This is a genomic window from Arthrobacter sp. R1-13, from assembly GCF_054161475.1.
Genome location: NZ_CP096420.1, coordinates 3,916,046 through 3,935,495, shown reverse-complemented (window position 1 = coordinate 3,935,495; position 19,450 = coordinate 3,916,046). Strand labels below are relative to the sequence as shown.

The window sequence follows — 19,450 nt, the reverse complement described above, 5'->3', positions numbered from 1 at the left end:
TTGTTCGTGCCCCGGGCCGGCTGCAAGAACAGCCGGCCCGGACGCATCCGTCAGCGCAGGTCGAAGCGGTCCAGCTCCATGACCTTCACCCAGGCGGCCACGAAGTCGTTCACGAACTTCTCCCGGCCGTCCTCGCTCGCGTAGACCTCGGCCAGTGCCCGGAGCTGGGAGTTTGAACCGAAGACCAGGTCCACGGGCGTGGCCGTCCATTTCAGCTCCCCGGTGGCGGCGTCGCTGATCTCGTAGACGTTCTCCTCGCCCTCCGACGCCTTCCACTTGGTACCCGGGGAGAGCAGGTTGACGAAGAAGTCGTTCGTCAGCACCTGGGGCCGGTCGGTGAGGACACCGTGGGTGGAACCGCCGACGTTCGTCCCCAACGCGCGCATGCCGCCCACGAGCACCGTCATCTCCGGCGCGGAAAGGTCCAAAAGGTACGCCTTGTCCACCAGCAGGGTCTCCGGCTGGAGTTTCTCCCCGGGGCGCAGATAGTTGCGGAACCCGTCCGCCCGCGGCTTCAGGTACTGGAAGGACTCGACGTCGGTCTGGTCCTGCGCGGCATCAGTCCGGCCGGGCCGGAACGGCACGGTGACGGCGAAACCGGCGTCGCTCGCGGCTTTCTCCACCGCCGCGCAGCCGCCGAGGACGATCAGGTCTGCCAGTGAGACCTTCTTGCCGTTGGTCTGGGGGGAGTTGAACTGCTGCTGCACCGTCTCAAGCGACTGCACCGCCGTCGAAAGCTGCTCGATTTCGTTGATCTCCCAGCTCCGCTGGGGCTCCAGCCGGATCCGCGCACCGTTGGCGCCGCCGCGCCTGTCGGTCTTACGGAAGGTGGACGCGGCTGCCCATGCAGTACCGGCGAGCTGCGAGACAGAGAGGCCGGAGTCCAGCAGCTGGGCCTTGAGCGAGGCGATGTCATCCTCGCCGATCAGCTCGTGGTCCACTGCGGGAACGGGGTCCTGCCAGAGTTGGGCCTCCGGGACCCACGGCCCCAGCATGTGCGGGCCCACAGGTCCCATGTCGCGGTGCAGCAGCTTGTACCAAGCCTTGGCGAAGGCGAGCTGGAACTCATCGGGGTTCTCCAGGAAGCGCCGCCCGATCTCCTCATAGACCGGATCGAAGCGCAGTGACAGGTCTGTTGTCAGCATGGTGGGCCGGTGCTTCTTCTCCGGGTCATGCGCGTCCGGGATGATCTCCGGGGCATCCTTGGCAACCCACTGGTGCGCGCCCGCCGGGCTCTTGACAAGCTCCCACTCGTTTTCGAACAGGATCTCCAGGAAGCGGCTGCTCCACTGGGTGGGCCGGTCCGTCCAGGTGACTTCGAGGCCGGAGGTGATGGTGTCTGGCCCCTTGCCGCTGCCGTACGTGCTGATCCAGCCGAGGCCCTGCTCCTCCAGGTTCGCGGCCTCCGGCTCGGGGCCGACGTGCGCATCGGCGTCGCCGGCGCCGTGGGTCTTGCCGAAGGTGTGCCCGCCAGCGATCAGCGCGAACGTTTCTTCGTCGTTCATCGCCATGCGCTTGAACGTCTCGCGGATGAATGCTGCCGCGAGTTTGGGATCCGGATTGCCCATCGGCCCCTCCGGGTTGACGTAGATCAGGCCCATCTCAGTGGAACCCACGCCCTCCGACATCTGGCCTTCACCGATGTAGCGCTCATCGCCGAGCCATGCGTCCTCCGGCCCCCAGAAAATCTCCTCGGGCTCCCACACGTCCTCGCGGCCGAAAGCGAAGCCGAAGGTCTTGAAGCCCATGGACTCGAGTGCCACGTTTCCGGCGAGGACCAGCAGGTCGGCCCAGGAAAGCTTCTGGCCGTACTTCTGCTTCACCGGCCACAGCAACCGCCGGGCCTTGTCCAGGTTCGCATTGTCCGGCCAGCTGTTGAGCGGCGCGAACCGCTGGCTGCCGTCCCCGGCCCCGCCGCGGCCGTCATGGACACGATACGTGCCGGCCGCATGCCAGCTCAGACGGATCATGAGGCCGCCGTAGTGGCCGAAGTCCGCGGGCCACCAGTCCTGGGAGGTGGTCAGGACCTGGGTGATGTCCCGCTTGAGTGCCTCGACGTCGAGCTTCTGGAACTCCTCGCGGTAGCTGTACGTGGAGCCGAGCGGGTTGCCCTTGGGATGGTTGGCGTGTAGGACGGAGAGGTCCAGCTGGTTCGGCCACCAGTCCGCGGTGGTCCGGGGCCGGTGCCCCTTGGGCTGCGGCGAGTCGATCGCCGGGTTCTCACTCTCGCTGCCGTGCGAGGTCATGCTGTTATGGTCCACCGGGCATCCACCCCCAACCTTGCTGTCAAGGCCTTGGGCGCTTCCGGGAGTGGGGACCGGGGGATGTTCCTGGTGATCGGTCATGTGCTTCCTTCCATTCGACCGAGGCCGTGGTCGGACTCGGGCAGCCGGTACAACCTTCCCATTTGACCATAGACAGCCTGTGCAGGGGATCCCGTTCCACGGCATGCTTGAAGCCAATGACGTGAGTCCGCGAGAACTCCGCGGCGACGGCCCCACCTCCGTCGATTAGCGAACGGAGCAGGTCCACATCTCATGCACCTCCAGCCGAAAACCTGTTGACACCCTCGAGTGTCGGTAGCATACTTGAGTCGCAGCAACTAATATATCAACAGGATATTAGGCAACAGCTAGGGGGAAACGATGGTCGACGTTCTGACCCGCTCGCTCGCAGAGACCGGTCGTGCGATCCGTGCCGCGGATTACCTCTGGCGCAACTTGGACCCGAAGAAGTCATAAGGACGGTGTGGTCCGTCAAAGCCATCAACGCCGCCCGCCTTGCCCTGCACGGCGACGGAAGCCACAAGGTATCCCTCGACAAAGAGACCAGCCTGTCCAATCGGAGAAAGAAATGACCGTGAAACGACTCCCGTACGAGCACATCGCCGTTACGGGCAGCAGCCGTGTCAAGCGCGGCATGGCTGAGATGCTCAAAGGCGGTGTCATCATGGACGTCGTCAACGTCGAACAGGCCCGCATCGCCGAAGACGCCGGTGCCGTTGCAGTTATGGCGCTCGAACGCGTTCCGGCCGATATCCGTGCCCAGGGCGGCGTGTCCCGCATGTCCGATCCTGACATGATCGACAAGATCATCGAAGCGGTGTCCGTGCCGGTCATGGCCAAGGCCCGCATCGGCCACTTCGTCGAGGCGCAGATCCTGCAGTCCCTCGGCGTGGACTACATCGATGAGTCCGAGGTCCTGACCCCGGCCGACTACACCAACCACATCGACAAATGGAACTTCACGGTTCCGTTCGTGTGCGGTGCCACCAACCTGGGTGAGGCACTGCGCCGCATCAATGAGGGTGCTGCGATGATCCGGTCCAAGGGCGAGGCCGGCACCGGCGACGTCTCCAACGCCACCGGCCACATGCGCAAGATCCGGGCCGAGCTTCGCCGGCTCTCCTCGCTGCCTGAGGATGAGCTGTATGTGGCCGCCAAGGAACTGCAGGCCCCGTATGAGCTGGTCAAGGAAATCGCGACCACCGGAAAGCTTCCCGTGGTGCTGTTCACCGCCGGCGGCATCGCCACTCCGGCGGATGCCGCGATGATGATGCAGCTCGGCGCCGACGGCGTGTTCGTCGGTTCCGGTATCTTCAAGTCCGGCAACCCGGCCCAGCGTGCCGCCGCCGTCGTCAGAGCCACTGCCTATTACGACGACCCCGACGTCATCGCCAAGGCCTCCCGCGGCCTGGGCGAAGCCATGGTCGGCATCAACGTGGACGAAATCCCGCAGCCGCACCGCCTCGCCGAGCGCGGCTGGTAAAGCAACTAAAACCGCCGCCACGACGCAGAAGTAGCAACTATTACCGCAGAAGATCGATCACAAGCTCAATGAGGAGTAGAACACCATGCAGGAGCTCGCGAACCGGCTCGAACGTCTGGGCACTGAAACTGCCTTTAGCGTCGCCCAAGCCGCCGCCGCCTGGAAGGCGAAGGGGAACCTCGTGTACCCCTTCCATCTCGGCGACATCAACATCCCGACGGCCCCCCATATTGTCGAAGCAATGAACCGGGCCATCGGCGACGGCTACACGGGCTATTGCCCTGGCCCAGGCATCCCGCAGTTGCGCGAGGCCCTGGCCGAAGATATCGGGGCCCGCCGGGGCATCGAGTTCTCCCCTGACAACGTCGTGGTGATGACGGGCGGCAAACCCGTTATCACGAAGTTCCTGCAGGCGGTCATGAACCCCGGCCAGGAAGTGCTCTACCCAAACCCGGGCTTCCCGATCTACGAATCGCAGATCGAGTACCTTGGTGGCACGGCCGTGCCTTACCGCTACCTGCCCACGAGCCAGGGCTTCGCCATCGACCTCGAGCAGATCCGCTCTTCGATCACGCCGAACACGGTCGCAATCATCTACAACGACCTGCAGAACCCCATTTCAGCCGAGTCGACTGCGGCCGAGCGTGAGGCCGTCGCACAGCTCGCAATAGAGCACGACCTCTGGGTGCTCTCCGACGAGGCCTACTTCGAGACGCGCTATGAGGGGGTTTCGAGCTCGGTCGCATCGATTCCAGGAATGGCAGAGCGTACCGTCATCCTCTACACATTCAGCAAGAAGTTCGCCATGACCGGATCCCGCCTGGGCTGCGCCGTTGCCCCGCTCGAGATCGCCAAGGTTCTCAGTACGCTCAACACCAACGATGAGTCGTGCACCACGCACTACGTGCAGTGGGCCGGCATCGAAGCGCTCCGTGGCACCCAGGAACCCGTTCAGCAGATGCTGGACGTCCTCCAGAAGCGTCGGGATGCTGCATGCGAAATCGTGAACGACATCCCCGGCATGCATGTCGCCGTGCCGAAGTCGACGTTCTACCTGTTCCCCGACGTCACCGAGGTGATGCAGCGCATGGGCTACACGGCAGTCGGCGACTTCGCCACTGACGCCCTGTACAAGACCGGCGTCTCCTTCTGCACACGCGAGCACTTCGGCCGACGCCTGCCCGGCGAGGAGCGGCAGTACATCCGGCTCGCCTATTCGGGCATCGAAGTGCCAGACATCCGCGACGGCCTCGGACGCCTGCGCGAGTGGATCGAGACCGCATGAGCCGGGTCGTCGTCACGGGACGTATCCCCGAAACCGCACTCGAGAAGCTGCGCGCCGAACACGACGTCGATGCCTGGCAGGGTCCGGAGTCGATCGGCCGCGATGAGCTCCTGCGCCGGGTAGCCGGCGCCGATGCAGTGGTGAGCCTGCTCACCGAACGCATCGACGCGGAACTGCTCGACGCCGCGGGACCGCAGCTCAAAGTGGTCGCGAACGTCGCCGTCGGCTATGACAACATCGACGTGCCGGCCTGCACCGAACGGGGCATCGTGGCCGCCAATACCCCCGGCGTGCTCACGGAGGCCACAGCCGACATCGCGCTTGGCCTCATCCTCATGGCAACCCGCCGGCTCGGAGAGGGGGAACGGCTCATCCGCTCCGGCCAGGCCTGGAAGTGGGGCATGTTCTTCCTGCTGGGCAGCAGCCTGCAAGGCAAGACCCTCGGCGTCGTGGGCATGGGCGGCATCGGGCAGGCGACCGCGCGCCGGGCCAAGGCCTTCGGCATGGAAATCGTCTACCAGTCACGCAGCGAGATCGACCCCGGGATCGCAGCCGAGCTGGGCGCCCGCCAGGTTGAGCTCGACGAGCTGCTGGCCATCTCCGACGTCGTCTCCCTGCACTGCCCCTACGGGCCTGCCACCCACCACCTGATCGGCGCTGAACAACTCGCTGCGATGAAGGATTCGGCGTACCTCGTGAACACTGCGCGCGGACCGATCGTCGACGAAGCAGCCCTCGCCTCTGCCCTTCGCGACGGGCAGATCGCAGGCGCCGGTCTGGACGTTTTTGAAAACGAGCCCACCGTGCACCCGGGGTTGCTCGAGCTCGACAACGTGGTGCTCGTGCCGCACCTCGGTTCCGCCACTGTGGAGACCCGAACCGCAATGGCAATGCTCGCCGCCGACAACGCCCTCGCCGTGCTCAGCGACGAACGACCGCCCGCACCGATCAACTAGAGGCGACTGGCGCCACGAACGGGACGACAACCCGGCCGAGTACGAGCCCGGGTCCCAAAGGCATGGGACCCGGGACTACTCGGCTTCCGACGTCGTCCCCGCGGCCGTGTCCCGGCGGCAGCATTGACCGGGCAGTACATCTTAGAGAGAAGAAAATAGTGACACGTATTGGCATTGTGGCCGAGTTGGGTCGTGAGACGAGGGTGGCGGCGACGCCTGTCACCGTGAAGCAGCTGCTGGGGTTGGGCTACGAGGTTGTGGTCGAGAAGGGTGCGGGGGAGTCCGCGTCGTTCCGTGACGAGGCTTATGCCGAAGCGGGTGCCCTGATTGTGGGCGCCGATGAGGCGTGGGGCAGCGAGGTGGTGTTGCGGATCAATCCGCCCACTGAGGATGAGATTGTCCGTCTTACCGAGGGGGCCACGTTGATCGGGTCGTTGAGCCCTGGTTTGCGGCCTGAGTTGGTGGAGGCTCTGGCCTCGCGTCCGATCACGGCGCTGGCATTGGATGCGGTGCCGCGAATCTCGCGGGCGCAGTCGATGGATGTGCTCAGTTCGATGGCGAACATTGCCGGGTACCGGGCGGTCATTGAGGCCGCTCACGAATTCGGCCGGTTCTTTACCGGTCAGGTGACTGCCGCGGGCAAGGTCCCGCCAGCGAAGGTCCTCGTCGCAGGCGCCGGCGTCGCCGGGCTGGCGGCGATCGGCGCGGCGTCCAGCCTGGGCGCGATTGTCCGGGCAACGGACCCGCGGCCGGAAGTCGCCGACCAGGTGAAGTCCATCGGCGGGACGTACCTCAAAGTCGAGGTCGCCGAAGAGATGAAGTCTTCCGACGGATACGCGAAGGCGACGTCCGAGGCGTACAACGCCCGGGCCGCGGAAATTTACTCCGAGCAGGCAGCGGATGTGGATATCATCATCACCACTGCCCTGATCCCGGGGCGCCCGGCGCCGAAGCTACTCACCGCCGAAGACGTGGCCAGCATGAAGTCGGGCAGCGTGATCGTGGATATGGCAGCGGGCCAGGGCGGGAACGTTGAAGGTTCCGTCGCCGGTGAACGCATCGTGGCGGACAACGGGGTGGTGATCCTGGGCTATACGGATCTTCCGGCCCGGCTCCCGGCCCAGGCGTCCCAGCTGTACGGGACGAACATGGTGAACCTGCTCAAGCTCCTGACCCCGGACAAAGACGGTCAGCTGCGGATCGATTTCGACGACGTCGTGCAGCGCTCCGTGACGGTGGTACGCGACGGGGAGAAGACCTGGCCCCCGCCACCGGTCCAGGTCTCAGCGGCCCCGATTCAGACCGAAACCAAACGCGCCGAGGAGCGGGCTGCCGATAAGGCGGCGAAAAAGACCGGCTTCGGCCCTGCCGGTAAGGCCGGGCTGTTTGCCGCAGGGATCGCGGTGCTGTTCGGGATCAACGCGGTCGCCCCGGCGCCGCTGCCCCAGCACTTTACGGTCCTGATGCTCTCCATCGTGGTCGGCTTCTACGTCATCGGGAAAGTCCACCACGCCCTGCACACCCCGCTGATGTCCGTCACGAACGCGATCTCGGGGATCATCGTCGTCGGTGCCCTCCTGCAGGTCACCTCGGACAACATCGTCATGCAGATCCTCGCCGCCGTCGCAGTCCTGCTGGCCAGCATTAACATTTTCGGCGGCTTCGCCGTCACCCGGCGCATGCTCGCCATGTTCTCGGCCGGGAAGGCACGTTCATGAGCGCGGCCACCGAAGCAGCAGGAACTCTATCGAGGAGCCTTACCGTGTCTGACACCGTCTCCGGTCCGTTGACCGCCGACTCCATCGCGGGGGCGGCCTACGTCGTTGCGGCCCTGCTGTTCATCCTCAGCCTCGCCGGGCTGAGCAAGCACGAGAAAGCCCGTGCCGGGGTCATCTACGGCATCACCGGGATGATCATCGCCCTGGCCGCGACGATCTGGCTGACCCTGCAGGACGCCTGGGGCACCGGCGCAGGCCTCACCGGCATGGGCCTGCTCGTCGCCGCGGTGATAGTCGGCGGCGCCATCGGGCTCTGGCGCGCCCGCGTAGTCGAAATGACCGGCATGCCCGAACTGATCGCCCTGCTGCACAGCTTCGTTGGTCTCGCCGCGGTCCTGGTCGGCTGGAACGGGCACCTCGAAGCCCCGGACCTATCCCCGGACCTGACAGCGATCCACCACGCCGAGGTGTTCATCGGCGTGTTCATCGGCGCAGTGACCTTCACTGGCTCGATCGTGGCGTTCCTGAAACTCTCCGCCCGGATGAAATCCTCACCCCTGATGCTGCCGGGCAAGAACGCGATCAACCTTGGCGCCCTCGCCGCCTTCATCGCCCTGACCATCTGGTACGTCAATGACTCCCAGCTCTGGCTCCTCATCGTCGTCACCCTCCTCGCCCTCGGGCTCGGCTGGCACCTGGTGGCCTCCATCGGCGGAGGCGACATGCCCGTGGTCGTGTCCATGCTCAACAGCTACTCCGGCTGGGCAGCCGCTGCCGCAGGCTTCCTGCTGAACAATGACCTGCTCATCATCACCGGTGCCTTGGTGGGCTCCTCGGGCGCCTACCTGTCCTACATCATGTGCAAGGCCATGAACCGGTCCTTCATCTCCGTGATTGCCGGCGGCTTCGGCATCGCCGCCCCGGCCGCGGCGGACGCAGAGCACGGCGAGCACCGCGAAATCACCGCCCAGGCCACCGCTGAAATGCTGACCAACGCCTCCAGCGTCGTCATCACCCCCGGCTATGGCATGGCCGTGGCACAGGCCCAATACCCCGTCGCCGAACTCGCCCACCAGCTCCGGGAGAAGGGTGTGAATGTCAGGTTCGGCATCCACCCGGTGGCCGGGCGCCTGCCAGGGCACATGAACGTGCTCCTCGCGGAAGCCAAAGTCCCCTACGACATCGTCCTGGAAATGGACGAAATCAACGAAGACCTCGGCGACACCTCCGTGGTCCTCGTCATCGGCGCTAACGACACCGTCAACCCCTCCGCCGCGGAAGACCCGGGCAGCCCCATCGCCGGGATGCCTGTCCTGCGGGTATGGGAAGCCGAAAACGTCATTGTGTTCAAACGCTCCATGGCCGCAGGCTATGCCGGCGTCCAAAACCCACTGTTCTTCCGCGACAACTCCCAAATGCTCTTCGGCGACGCCAAAACCCGCGTCGAAGACATCCTCAAAGCGTTCTGATAGAAAGCACGTCATGGGCTTCCTGCGGTTCATCCTCCCGCGCTGGAGGCGTACGTACGATCATCCGACCCCCAAGGGAGATGAGGACAAAACCATGCCCCGAGATCGAGCGCCCCACAACCGCATTCGCCAAGGCGCGGTTCGATCCTTTTCGTCCGCCCCGCCACAAACAAGCGGGAATTCTGCCGCGCGGGAATTTCCTAATATTGACGCCTTCGACGCCGCACCCTGGATTGGCCTTCACTACCGGCACGAGTACCTGCTCCACCACCGGCACGAACTGCTGGCGTATCCGGGGGATGCATAACGCGGCAAGCTACTTGGCGAACACGCCAGTGCTTCCGGAGGCGTGTCAGCGTGGGCGGTCGCTGATCGAGATTGGTGCGGGGCGGGTAGCGTTCGACGGCGGGATGTCACCTCGATGACGCGGCACGAGCTGCGCTAGCGGATGGGGATGGTGCTGCAGGATACGTGGCTGTTCGGCGGGACCATGCGGGACAACATCGCGTACGGCCGGCCGGAGGCTTCGGAGGCGGAGATCCTGGAGGCGGCGCAAGCGACGTATGTGGACAGGTTCGTCCGGTCCTTGCCCGAGGGTTACGACACCGTGCTCGACGATGAGGGTTCGAATGTGTCAGCGGGGGAGAAGCAGTTGCTGACGATTGCCCGGGCGTTCCTGTCCCGGCCGTCGGTGCTGATCCTGGACGAGGCGACATCTTCAGTGGATACGCGGACCGAGGTGCTGGTGCAGAAGGCGATGAGTGCTTTGAGGTCCGACCGGACTTCTTTTGTGATTGCGCACCGTTTGTCCACGATCCGCGACGCCGACCTCATCCTGGTGATGGAGGCCGGGCAGATTGTGGAGCAGGGGACGCATGCTGAGCTCTTGGCTTTGGGCGGGGCGTATGCGCGGCTGTACGAGGCGCAGTACGCGGCGCCGGTGGCGGAGGTTTAGCGGGCTTCTACTGCGGATGGCTTGGTACCCCTAGCTAGTCTCGCGGAAATATGAGTATTGCCGGAGTGAGGGAAGGCGCTGTCCGCTGCGGCAGAGAAGCATATCCTCATACCATTTGCAAATGGCAGTTACCACACTACGCCCCAGTGGGTATTATTCTGAAGGTACGAGTACGGGATACGTGCCGATATAAAAGGACCACCAACATGGCTAAGTGGGGGATCGACCTCCAACACGGAGCAAAGGTTGTCAACGGCGAGAAATATGGCGACTGGTATCGGGACCCGTGGGGTTGGCCCGAATTTTCCGAGCAGTTTGTCAAGACTTTAGACATTGAGCTACATTTCGGAATAGTCCCCGGAGGGTCTGGTGTAGCCTTCAAGTTCTCGGAGCCGCCCCACTTCCATCCTCTGGATGTTCCGAAGTCGAGGCTTGGCACCAGGCCAGCCGTTGTTCAAGATCCAAGGAGCAGGCTGGTTTATAGTGCTGCGACTGGCGGGTTAGTCGGAACTTTGCACAAAGACCTGCCGGACTGGGTGTTCGGATGGCGACAACGAGACGGCGAAATCCCGCCCTCATCTGAGGAATGGTCGGCCTACGGGCGCAGCGTAGATGATGTTGCGGAAAATTCCTACTCGCTCCAGACAGACATTACTTCCTTCTTCTCATCGATAAACGTAGAGACTTTGATCAGTACCTTGAGCAATTCCTTTGGCCGGAACGCGTCCGTAGGTTTGATTTCTGAGGTGCTGCGAACACACAACGGCATGATGTCCCGCAGCGGGTTACCTCAGAGGAGTTCTGCGTCTGCATTCCTCGCCCAGGTAGCCGTTGGTCCGATCGACGACGAAATATCGACGGCACTAAGAAACAAACTTGTGTTCTCAGCCAGGCGCTGGATGGACGACATCAGTGTTGAAGGTAGCGAGGATGAGCTGTACGCCCTCAGCCAGAGGATACAGGCCAAGGCCCGGCAAGCTGGTCTCGAAATAAATGCGGCGAAAACACACCTTTCAACACACAGGGAAGGTCTCGATCGATTTAAATTGGAGGCTATTCGTAGTATCCGAGTCCCTGAGGTTGTGGCAATGCGGGCAGCAGAGTACGACTCCGAACCAGAGTTCGCTTTTGAATCGGACCCAAGTGAGCTGGTCGCACTCGAGCGAAAGCTGTTGGATTCACCGCTGGCAGTACCGAGAACTGTGGGGAGGGCAGTGTTGCGTTCTTTACGAGACAACTTCCTGTTTGAGAATGTCGGGGAATGGATCGAAAATGCGCATTACTTCCCGCATCTCGCAGACGCGTTGAGTCGTTACTTCGCAGGGGCCCGTACATATCCAGGGGTTTCGACTGGCCTCGAATCCTGGTTTCCGAAATTTGAGAAATCAAACTGGGGCAAACTTGATTGGGTGACGGCACAGTATGCCCTCGCTTTTGCTGCAGACGATTTGCCTGATGCGGTTTTGAAGGTGTTGAGGCAATGGCTGAGCGAGACTTCCAACGTTCAAAAGGTAGCCGTAGCCATACAAAGGCTCTCGCTTGCGGACCCCAACTATGTTCGCAGCACCGTGAGTGCCCGAGCGGATCAGATCGCGGATCCACAGCTACTTCGTCTCTTCGCCCTCGGGATGGTAGCGGCCAACGCAGATAGAAATACCGTTGAGAGCATTTTGAACCGCGATCGCCGTAATCAGCTGACTCTCAAATATCTTGACGACAACAGATGGAAGCTGCCCGGAACGCCTATCGATTTTGACCACGTCCAAAAGACTCCACCCGCCATGGACGACATGGGGTGATTCAGTTAGGGGCGACGAACCTTTCGGCATGATCAGGCCCCTGCCTAGCCATGGCTAGCGGGATCCTTTGCGGCCAGGGCATTACCCGTGCCCTGAACCATTCCCGGGGTAAGTTCGCCAAGTCGTACAGCCGCCGCCCGAGCGAGGGCTTCCATAATTTCGAAGGAAAACTTATGTACTGCGGAAGATCAATAAAGCTCCTGGAACGTCAGCGACCTAAAGCAGGAAGTATTCGAAGGCCTTTCCTGACTTCGAGCCCGTCATAGAGAACCTCCGCTCCCATGCACGAGTGGAGTGTTAGGTCATGGTCGAGCCACCTCATCCCGTCTGCAGGCGACGAGGGAACGAGGTTGAATCGGGGAGTGCCACCATGCTTGGGCGGAACCTGACGGTGATCGAATTGGGGTTATCCGCATCGAAGCACCACGGCACCTTGTCGTTTCCACTCACCCATATTTGAGGAGAGGGCATCTTCGAGTCTGTTGCTCAAATCGGCTGCAGTGAGACGCCAAGGGCAGCCGCAGCTTTCACATGCGAGTTCGCCATTTCCATCTTTCTGGACTCCGCCATGACTGTCGTGCTGGCATCGCAAAAAGTCAGGGACGCCCCTGCCAACTCGGGCACATATTCCTATTTCGTTCCCGCAGCGACCACAACGTAGCCTGGTTCTCACCATGTATGGCTGGCCCATGATGCCTCCCCTCGTGACTGGTAGTTCATAGCTGTCATAGCTAATGTACGTTGAGTCTCCGACATTTAGGGATGACATCCTGTCCAGTAGTCCCGCGCTAATGCAAGCTCGCATTCTGCTACTTCAAATTTCAAAAAATTCTGCGCGATAAAGCACAATGATTCAATGAGGATCTTTATAAGCAGCGTTCGGCGTGGCTTGGAACTAGAGCGGGACGCACTGCCAGGTCTGATCAAGGCGCTCGGCCACGAACCTGTTCGCTTCGAGGACTTCTCCGCGCAAACTCTTCCCAGCAGAGAAGCCTGCATAAGCGGTGTGGAGTCCAGTGATGCCTACCTGCTGATACTCGGGCCGCACTACGGGACGGTGTTTCCGGAGACCGGGCAGTCCGCGACACATGACGAGTGGGTAGCGGCACAACGAGCAGGACTCCCCCGATACGTGTTCCGTAAGAGCGGGAGCTCTTTCGACGTAGAGCAGCAAAAGTTCGAAGGAAGCCTTGGCGACTACGGATCAGGTCGGTTCTATAAGGCATTCTCCGACATATCGGAGCTACAGCAAGCCGTCGTAGCATCGATCCGCGAACTTGAAGCCGCGCCCCAATCGCTGGATTTCCAACCACTAACGGAACCCGTTGATATTCGTTGGCTTGGAGACGAGACCCTCAGGAATCAGTTTTCATCCTCAGAACGTTCTCTTCTGGAAATTCATATGGTTCCGATCCACGGTAAACCTGTCTCCTCCCGACTCCTGGAGCAGGTCGGGACGGGTCTGCCGAGACATATCAGAAGTGCGGGATTAGTTACTGCTGCGCAGGGACTGGATGTAGACCACCTCGAAGATTCCGTCGTTGTTCGTTCTTCTGAGCCCCCGCGGAGAGGAGGCTTCCATGAGACCCACGACGGATCCCTAGCAGCAGTGATAGTCCGTAAGTCTGGCGGGATAATTGTGTCTTTCAGGCTTCCAGGGGACAGGATGGGATCAATCTTGGAGGCCAATGATCTATCGAAGAGTATCGAGGGAGCGCTGCGCCTCGCCGGCCAGACTGACGTGACAGGGGCGGACAGGTTTGCCATAGGCGTGGGGATATCATCGACATCGATGGTCGGTGTAGGGGAGCTAGGACGCGGACCCCGAAACAGCGTTAGTATGCGCCTGGGCAGCACCCCGCTGCATCTGGAACCTGATGAGACGGTAAGTCGCGCAGCGCTCGATCGGGGAGCCGGCGAAGTCGCATCAACGCACGCCCGGTCATTGATTCGAGTATTTCAAATGTCTGCCTGACGCACCCTGAAGGAACACCTGGGGCTCCAGATTTCAGTCCCGACGTAGCCTTCTTTTTATCCCTGGCACTGGTCAGCGCCAGGATCCTTGGAGGTTTTATGACACCGTCATCTGAACGAATACGAGCAATTCACGAGCATCTCTGTGCACACAACTACGACTGGCCCAGAGATCCATTCACGACCTCAGAGAAAGCGGCCGCATGGTTGGAGGCTCGACTGGCGCGTGCGACAGGGGATGACGAAGTTGAATTTTGCAAATCCAACGTAGAGGGCGAACGTGGCGCCGGATTGCTGCGGTACGCCGCCACCATCGTTACACCCCAGTTCATAATCTCAGGCGATCTGCAGACGGTAGACCCGAACAGCTACCCTCCATACCCCTATAAGGGGGACGTGAAAATTGTTCCGCGTTCAGCGATCCAGAGTTTAACGATGCATCATGTGGAGTATTTCGACGTGTCGGACGAGGAAGAACCGGACTACATATCCTTTACGGCCACCTTCGAGGGTATCCCTCCTCTTGTAGTTGGCATGCCACGCTATTCCTCTCAGTGCGACGGAAGTACCGCCCGGCTCTTTGACTCTCTTCGATCTGATCTGCTTACCGCTCGAGGCAGAAACGGAGTTGCAGGCGTCGCGGAAATCGCCTAGGCGCGCATGCCGAGTAGGAGTTTGGGATAAGTTCCGAACGGCAAGATTACGCGCTACTATCCTGACTTGAATCAGCAGGAATGTCCCGATCATGCAGTTCCGTTATCTGCCGAAGCATTCGAGGACGATGCAAGCCTTGCAGTTCGCCCTGACAGCAGGACTGACTTGTTGGTCCTTCTCGATAGGTCTCGACTGTAGCCATCCTTCGATGGAACTGAAGAGCAACACCAATATTTCTGATCTTGCACACTTACGACGTGCATGCCTGAGAAATCGTCAACATCAACACCGTCCACGGATGCCATATTGGAGGTATTCGCTACCGAATGTGGGCTAAATTATTCGAGATATGCGGACGATTTGACGTTTTCCGGATGGGCTGTCCGGGACGAGCACCTGAAAGAGATCACGGACGCGCTAGTCGAACAGAACTTCAGGGTAAACGGGAAAAGGTGCACTTCCAGCGCAGAGGTCATACGCAAGTGGTAACGGGAACTAATTGGGTGTCCGCGTTGCTCACCTAAATCTATAGCCGGGCTCCCTATCTAGGCGGTGGTCTCAATCGTCGTCTGTTGAATCACCAGCGCTTGATCGAGCGCACTGCACACAGTGCTCCACCTTGTGGCCCAGTCGGTATCGCTGGCTTCCTGAGCTCGAGACTTCAGGGCATTCCCGAAGGCCGTCTTGGACCCGTCCTTCAGCCGGAATTTTACCAACAAGCCGCCAGCGTCCTGTTGGAAGTCGTTGAAATGACCGGGACTAGAAGCGTAGTGCTCTGAAACCCAGATATCAGGAAAGAGACCCTCTATTGCAAACCCTGCTCGAACGTACACATACTCCCGGTTGGAGTTGAATGGGATACCGACATTGTTGAAATAACCAGATAAGTCGCTTACTGCCTTCACGCCGGCCTCGTCGCCATCAAATAGGCTGACTGTGGGCTGTTCTTTTCGAAGAATCTCATAATTGGAGCGAATGAAGCCTGCCAGATGCGATGCGCCCCCGCGATCGCTAATGGTTGCAGCGCGAAGTCGGGGCCACTCGCAGTTCTCCCAATCGCTGCTTAGCTCAAGGAACCATCTCAAGTACTCGGAATCCGACTGACCTTCGGTCAGCACGGTTGAAGTGCCGAGTGAAAAGTAATCTGCAAAACGGAGTCCTAGGCCCTTACGCAAGGTAGCCGTAGCTTTTTCATGGGAGTTAAAAGTGAGAAGAGCCGTGCTGCCGTCAGAATCTAGCTGGGTGCCGACTACTCGCTTGGGATCGTGCGGTACGAAAGCCATGGAATGACTGGTCATAGCAACGGTTGCGGATTCGCCCAGTGAATCGAGTAGTTGGGTGGCGCTGTGAGAAAGTTCCGGGTGCAAGAATGATTCAGGTTCTTCTATGAGCCAGATGGGCCTCTTCTCAGATTCCAACTCCTTTTCCGTTACCCAGTGCAGAGCCGCCATAAATGCGAGACTCTGGGTTCCCTGGCCCTTCCTCGAAAGCGGTGTCTTGTAAGGGTCGCTGAGGTAGAAGTCAAAGCTGCTTAGCATGTTCTCTATTGTTCCCCCTTGAAATCCAAAGGACGCGGAAAGGCCAACTATTCCGCTGTTGGCCAAGGCGGTGGTGATGTTCTTCGATACGGCATCCAGCTCAGACTGGATTTTTCCTAGCAAAGGCTCGACCACCCCGACCACCACACCTCGCACGAAGGGAGTCAGGACGTCGTCAACAAGCTCGCGCATGCTCTTCTCCGACGGAATAAAATGGCACCGGAACTTTCCCAGGAGATCGACAACTAGCTGCTTTTGAAGGCGGCTGATGTTGGACTGGGTGGTTCCATCGCTGGGCCGTTTCTGGTTCGGGAAAAAGTTGTAAGTTGGTGTTCCAGATGGTGAGAATGTTAGATAAAGAGCTACGGTTGGGCCGGGACGCTGCAAGCCATACATAGTGTAGAGCCGGTCGAGATCTGCGTAAAAGCTAGCGTCTGCTCCGTTGGGTTCTCCGTCGAAGTACCCGACGATGCTAGTTCGGGCTCCCTTTCCTCGGGGTGAGTCATCCAGCACGGAGTATGAGTGCTCATTGTCATATCCAGTGAATAACATCTGAACCGACTGAAGAAGGTTAGTCTTACCGCTGTTATTCGGTCCAACTATTGTAAGGGTCTTGCCCAAGTCAAGGAATTGCTCCTGTGTACCTACAGTTCTAAAATTCTTAACGCGCACGCCTGTGATCCGCATGGAAGCAACCCTAGCGCCCAGGAGGGCACGGAGGGGGATCAGGCGCCTCGTCTCTAAGTATTTTGCAGCTGGAGCTTTTATAGGAACTGAAATTTCCCGGTACAGTGTCCGATCTAGGCATGATTGCATCGGTGTACAAGAACAGTGGCAAGGTCAAATTGGCGTGGTGATTTCATGACCTAGTTTCAAGCTTCCAGCGAGCAGGATGCGGCTGATGTGGGCTTGAGTCGAATCGTTGCATTGCTCTCCGTCTGAAAGTGCAGCTTGTAACCATCCCGGGCCCTTCCGTACCCCAACCTCAGGTGCGAGACGCTCGAGCTCTCCCTCCTTGACCAAGACAACGCCTGCCTCGTCTAATAGGCTGATGAGATTGCCGGCTGCCTTACGGGCAGAGCCCCTGAAAGCCGACATCCCGTGCTGCTTAACGGAAGCCCATGGCGAGCCCTGTGTTCGGAGTTGGGCGAGTACAAGTTCCTTATCGTCAGACGAGAACTGCGATTCTCGCTTACCCTCGAGAGCGGACACAATAGCGTCCAGCACGTGGCTGACTTTGGCAGGTTCGCGTGGTGCATTGAGGTCGGCTGTCGCCAACTTCCAAAGTTTTGTCATTTCGTCCGTCCAAGCTCCGCCTACAGAGTTGACCAGGACCTGAAGCTTATTTTGATCTGAGAGCATGTCGAGGTCGGGGGCAGCTACGACCGGCACCCTGACAGCGTTTAGCGCGGCGGATACTTTAGCCATCCCGTCCTTTCCGCCGGTTGGAACGAACAAGATCTCGCTTCTAGGTAGGGGGCCCTCTTCGCGCTTGTCACAATCAATAGCAGCCGAAAGGTAGGCACAGTCACCCTCCGCCTCCGCAACGACCACAAGCCGGTGGAATAGTCCGTCCAACACATTCGTGTACTTCAGGACGGGGTCGGTCCAAAGCGCCTTCAGCTGGGTCGAATCGAGCCGACTTGCTTTGGTCGCTCCGTCGCCCCTGGTTAATCGGACAACCGAAACGTCTACACCGGAGTCCAGAAGCCCGGTTAGAAAGCTCCTGTCGTGTGTCGCCACCAGTATTTGAAGGCCTGTTTTCACCGCCAATCGCCCCAATTCAGCGCCCAGAGCGTGGGCTTGAGGGGGGTGCAAAAATGCCTCAGGTTCGTCGATGATGACGACCTTATATGCCGCAGTCACGATCGGCAGTAGTTGCCCCATCAGACTTCGCATGCCGTCGCCTTGGTCGTCTAGCGGCCGGAGGCTGGCCATCCGCTCACGATATTCGACGGGAACATCGTTAATTCGGGGTGCTTTCATGGCCATCTCGCCGACGCGGAGACGAATGGTGCGGCCAAGGGCATCGAGCGTTAAAGGGGACCCGAACACATCTCGAGAAACGGCGCTCACTTTGTCAAGCAGCAGTCTTGAGTCCTGTAGGTAGTGGATCGGATGTTGTGGTGGATCTCCAACGGATTCGCGCATCTCGGCGGCACCACCGATTCCGAAGCGACCTTGGGCGTTGCCATAAAAGACGAGCGAACTCGCGAGGGAGCCAAGTTCTCTAAGGGGCTTCTGCCAAGTCTGAACCAGAGTACCTGGGTGCTGGATACCCGTTTGTGCTCTCAGAAAGCCAGCGGTCGTACCTTGAACTACGAAGCTCGCGTTTTGACCAAGCCATGAAATGACGTCTGCCTGACTGCCGGGGCCATGCAATTCCAGCGAATTCACGGCAACGCGCGGCTGCTCTGCATAACCGGGGGTATGTGCGATTTTCTCCCAAACCTCCCGGAGAACAGTTGACTTGCCAGCGTTGTTTGCGCCGACAATGGCGGTTACGCCGGCCCGCTGCAGTGGAATCGATTGGCCGCCGACCAGATTTATGCTGTCGATTGCAAAGTCGAAATCCGCCGGATATCCCCCCGAGAGGTGCGAATAGTCGGGAAATGCAGCTGCAAAGCGTTCATGCCAGTTCTGCGTCAAGCTGTCACCTAGTTTCGGTTGCATCGGCGATACCTGCTTGGGCCATCCCCTTGGTGCAGTTGCTTCAGAACCATCTTGGCAGAAATTTGCCCTGGTGGGCATCGAATACCTGGGGCGTTCAGCTTCGAGACCCCGCTCCGCAGCGGCTTCAACTCCGAATAGCCCGCCGAACTCATTCCCCGTTCAGCCGCAACTGGAGCAACTTTTCGCGCAAGCTAACGGCCACCGCATCCGCTTCTGGTCCAGGAGGGTACAGCACGCGAAGCCGTGCAAAAGCGAACTCGTCGACCCGGCGTAAACCCATCAACAACGCCGACTTCAAGGCGCTGTTGTGGTTACTTCCGCTCGCACGTTCTATTCCACGTTTCCCAGCGGCAACAGGATCACCCTCATGCCTTCCCAGACCCTTGAGCACAGCGACGGCGGCAGCCGTCCTGGCGCCTCCCTGCGTTCCAGATCCGCCAGTGCCGCGGACAGGGTCTGCCGGTAAATCTATTCTGCAACGACAGCAGATGAGACCTTAGGGACTGAGGTCATCGGTAGGGTCACCGATAACCTGCGCCAAGTTCCTGGACTTGAAAGTTTTTGCGCGGTCCAGCGATCTATTTGTGCTTGGGCGGTTCCCGGCCGTCCTTATTCGACTGTCCCACGATATTCGGGTTGCCGTCTGCACCTGAATACATGA

At 60.2% G+C, this 19,450-nt stretch carries 12 protein-coding genes and 1 pseudogene; 10 read left to right on the top strand and 3 right to left on the bottom strand.

What is annotated here, in order from left to right; translation table 11 throughout:
* Positions 1–50 precede the first annotated feature (50 nt).
* Positions 51–2,345: a catalase/peroxidase HPI gene (gene katG / locus M1D88_RS18175; protein WP_458112131.1), complete on the bottom strand. Its 2,295-nt coding sequence runs from the start codon at positions 2,343–2,345 to the stop codon at positions 51–53.
* A 508-nt stretch (positions 2,346–2,853) separates the two neighbouring features.
* On the opposite strand from katG, the gene pdxS reads away from it, so the two are divergent.
* From pdxS to M1D88_RS18130, 9 genes and pseudogenes are all read left to right on the top strand, one after another.
* The gene (pdxS, locus tag M1D88_RS18170) at positions 2,854–3,768 is read left to right on the top strand and encodes a pyridoxal 5'-phosphate synthase lyase subunit PdxS (RefSeq protein WP_458112130.1); all 915 of its coding nucleotides are present in this window, start codon (positions 2,854–2,856) and stop codon (positions 3,766–3,768) included.
* Positions 3,769–3,853: 85 nt separating this feature from the next.
* A complete protein-coding gene (locus M1D88_RS18165) occupies positions 3,854–5,053 on the top strand; it encodes a pyridoxal phosphate-dependent aminotransferase (protein WP_458112129.1) in 1,200 nt (399 codons plus the stop codon).
* Positions 5,050–6,009, top strand: a complete 960-nt coding sequence (locus M1D88_RS18160) for a 2-hydroxyacid dehydrogenase (RefSeq protein ID WP_458114567.1) — start codon at positions 5,050–5,052, stop codon at positions 6,007–6,009. The genes M1D88_RS18165 and M1D88_RS18160 overlap by 4 nt, the downstream gene beginning before the upstream one ends.
* 158 nt (positions 6,010–6,167) lie before the next feature.
* Positions 6,168–7,727 carry a Re/Si-specific NAD(P)(+) transhydrogenase subunit alpha gene (locus tag M1D88_RS18155; RefSeq protein ID WP_458112128.1) on the top strand — a complete coding sequence of 520 codons (1,560 nt, stop codon included), beginning with the start codon at positions 6,168–6,170 and terminating at the stop codon, positions 7,725–7,727.
* Positions 7,724–9,196 carry a Re/Si-specific NAD(P)(+) transhydrogenase subunit beta gene (gene pntB / locus M1D88_RS18150; protein WP_458112127.1) on the top strand — a complete coding sequence of 491 codons (1,473 nt, stop codon included), beginning with the start codon at positions 7,724–7,726 and terminating at the stop codon, positions 9,194–9,196. The genes M1D88_RS18155 and pntB overlap by 4 nt, the downstream gene beginning before the upstream one ends.
* A gap of 374 nt (positions 9,197–9,570) precedes the next feature.
* Positions 9,571–10,151: pseudogene (locus tag M1D88_RS18145) on the top strand (ABC transporter ATP-binding protein); the annotation flags it as partial.
* A gap of 206 nt (positions 10,152–10,357) precedes the next feature.
* Entirely contained in the window at positions 10,358–11,950 is a 1,593-nt protein-coding gene (locus tag M1D88_RS18140; RefSeq protein ID WP_458112126.1) for an RNA-directed DNA polymerase, read from the top strand.
* An 856-nt stretch (positions 11,951–12,806) separates the two neighbouring features.
* Positions 12,807–13,925: a DUF4062 domain-containing protein gene (locus tag M1D88_RS18135; protein WP_458112125.1), complete on the top strand. Its 1,119-nt coding sequence runs from the start codon at positions 12,807–12,809 to the stop codon at positions 13,923–13,925.
* Positions 13,926–14,023: 98 nt separating this feature from the next.
* On the top strand, positions 14,024–14,578 hold the full coding sequence (locus tag M1D88_RS18130) for a hypothetical protein (RefSeq protein ID WP_458112124.1): 555 nt from the start codon (positions 14,024–14,026) through the stop codon (positions 14,576–14,578).
* 545 nt (positions 14,579–15,123) lie between these two features.
* On the opposite strand, the gene M1D88_RS18125 is transcribed toward M1D88_RS18130, so the two are convergent.
* Together M1D88_RS18125 and M1D88_RS18120 are read right to left on the bottom strand one after the other, a co-directional pair.
* Positions 15,124–16,668: an ATP-dependent nuclease gene (locus M1D88_RS18125; protein ID WP_458114566.1), complete on the bottom strand. Its 1,545-nt coding sequence runs from the start codon at positions 16,666–16,668 to the stop codon at positions 15,124–15,126.
* A 288-nt stretch (positions 16,669–16,956) separates the two neighbouring features.
* On the bottom strand, positions 16,957–18,765 hold the full coding sequence (locus tag M1D88_RS18120) for an ATP-dependent nuclease (RefSeq protein WP_458112123.1): 1,809 nt from the start codon (positions 18,763–18,765) through the stop codon (positions 16,957–16,959).
* A 331-nt stretch (positions 18,766–19,096) separates the two neighbouring features.
* Between M1D88_RS18120 and M1D88_RS18115 the strand changes: the two genes are divergently transcribed.
* A complete protein-coding gene (locus tag M1D88_RS18115; RefSeq protein WP_458112122.1) occupies positions 19,097–19,255 on the top strand; it encodes a hypothetical protein in 159 nt (52 codons plus the stop codon).
* Positions 19,256–19,450: the final 195 nt, after the last annotated feature.

Excerpts from the sequence above, each read along its gene's own strand:
- katG (WP_458112131.1), bottom strand. The coding sequence starts at position 2,345 with ATGACCGATCACCAGGAACATCCCCCGGTCCCCACTCCCGGAAGCGCC.
- pdxS (WP_458112130.1), top strand. The coding sequence starts at position 2,854 with ATGACCGTGAAACGACTCCCGTACGAGCACATCGCCGTTACGGGCAGC.
- M1D88_RS18165 (WP_458112129.1), top strand. The coding sequence starts at position 3,854 with ATGCAGGAGCTCGCGAACCGGCTCGAACGTCTGGGCACTGAAACTGCC.
- M1D88_RS18160 (WP_458114567.1), top strand. The coding sequence starts at position 5,050 with ATGAGCCGGGTCGTCGTCACGGGACGTATCCCCGAAACCGCACTCGAG.
- pntB (WP_458112127.1), top strand. The coding sequence starts at position 7,724 with ATGAGCGCGGCCACCGAAGCAGCAGGAACTCTATCGAGGAGCCTTACC.
- M1D88_RS18140 (WP_458112126.1), top strand. The coding sequence starts at position 10,358 with ATGGCTAAGTGGGGGATCGACCTCCAACACGGAGCAAAGGTTGTCAAC.
- M1D88_RS18135 (WP_458112125.1), top strand. The coding sequence starts at position 12,807 with ATGAGGATCTTTATAAGCAGCGTTCGGCGTGGCTTGGAACTAGAGCGG.
- M1D88_RS18130 (WP_458112124.1), top strand. The coding sequence starts at position 14,024 with ATGACACCGTCATCTGAACGAATACGAGCAATTCACGAGCATCTCTGT.
- M1D88_RS18125 (WP_458114566.1), bottom strand. The coding sequence starts at position 16,668 with ATGTTATTCACTGGATATGACAATGAGCACTCATACTCCGTGCTGGAT.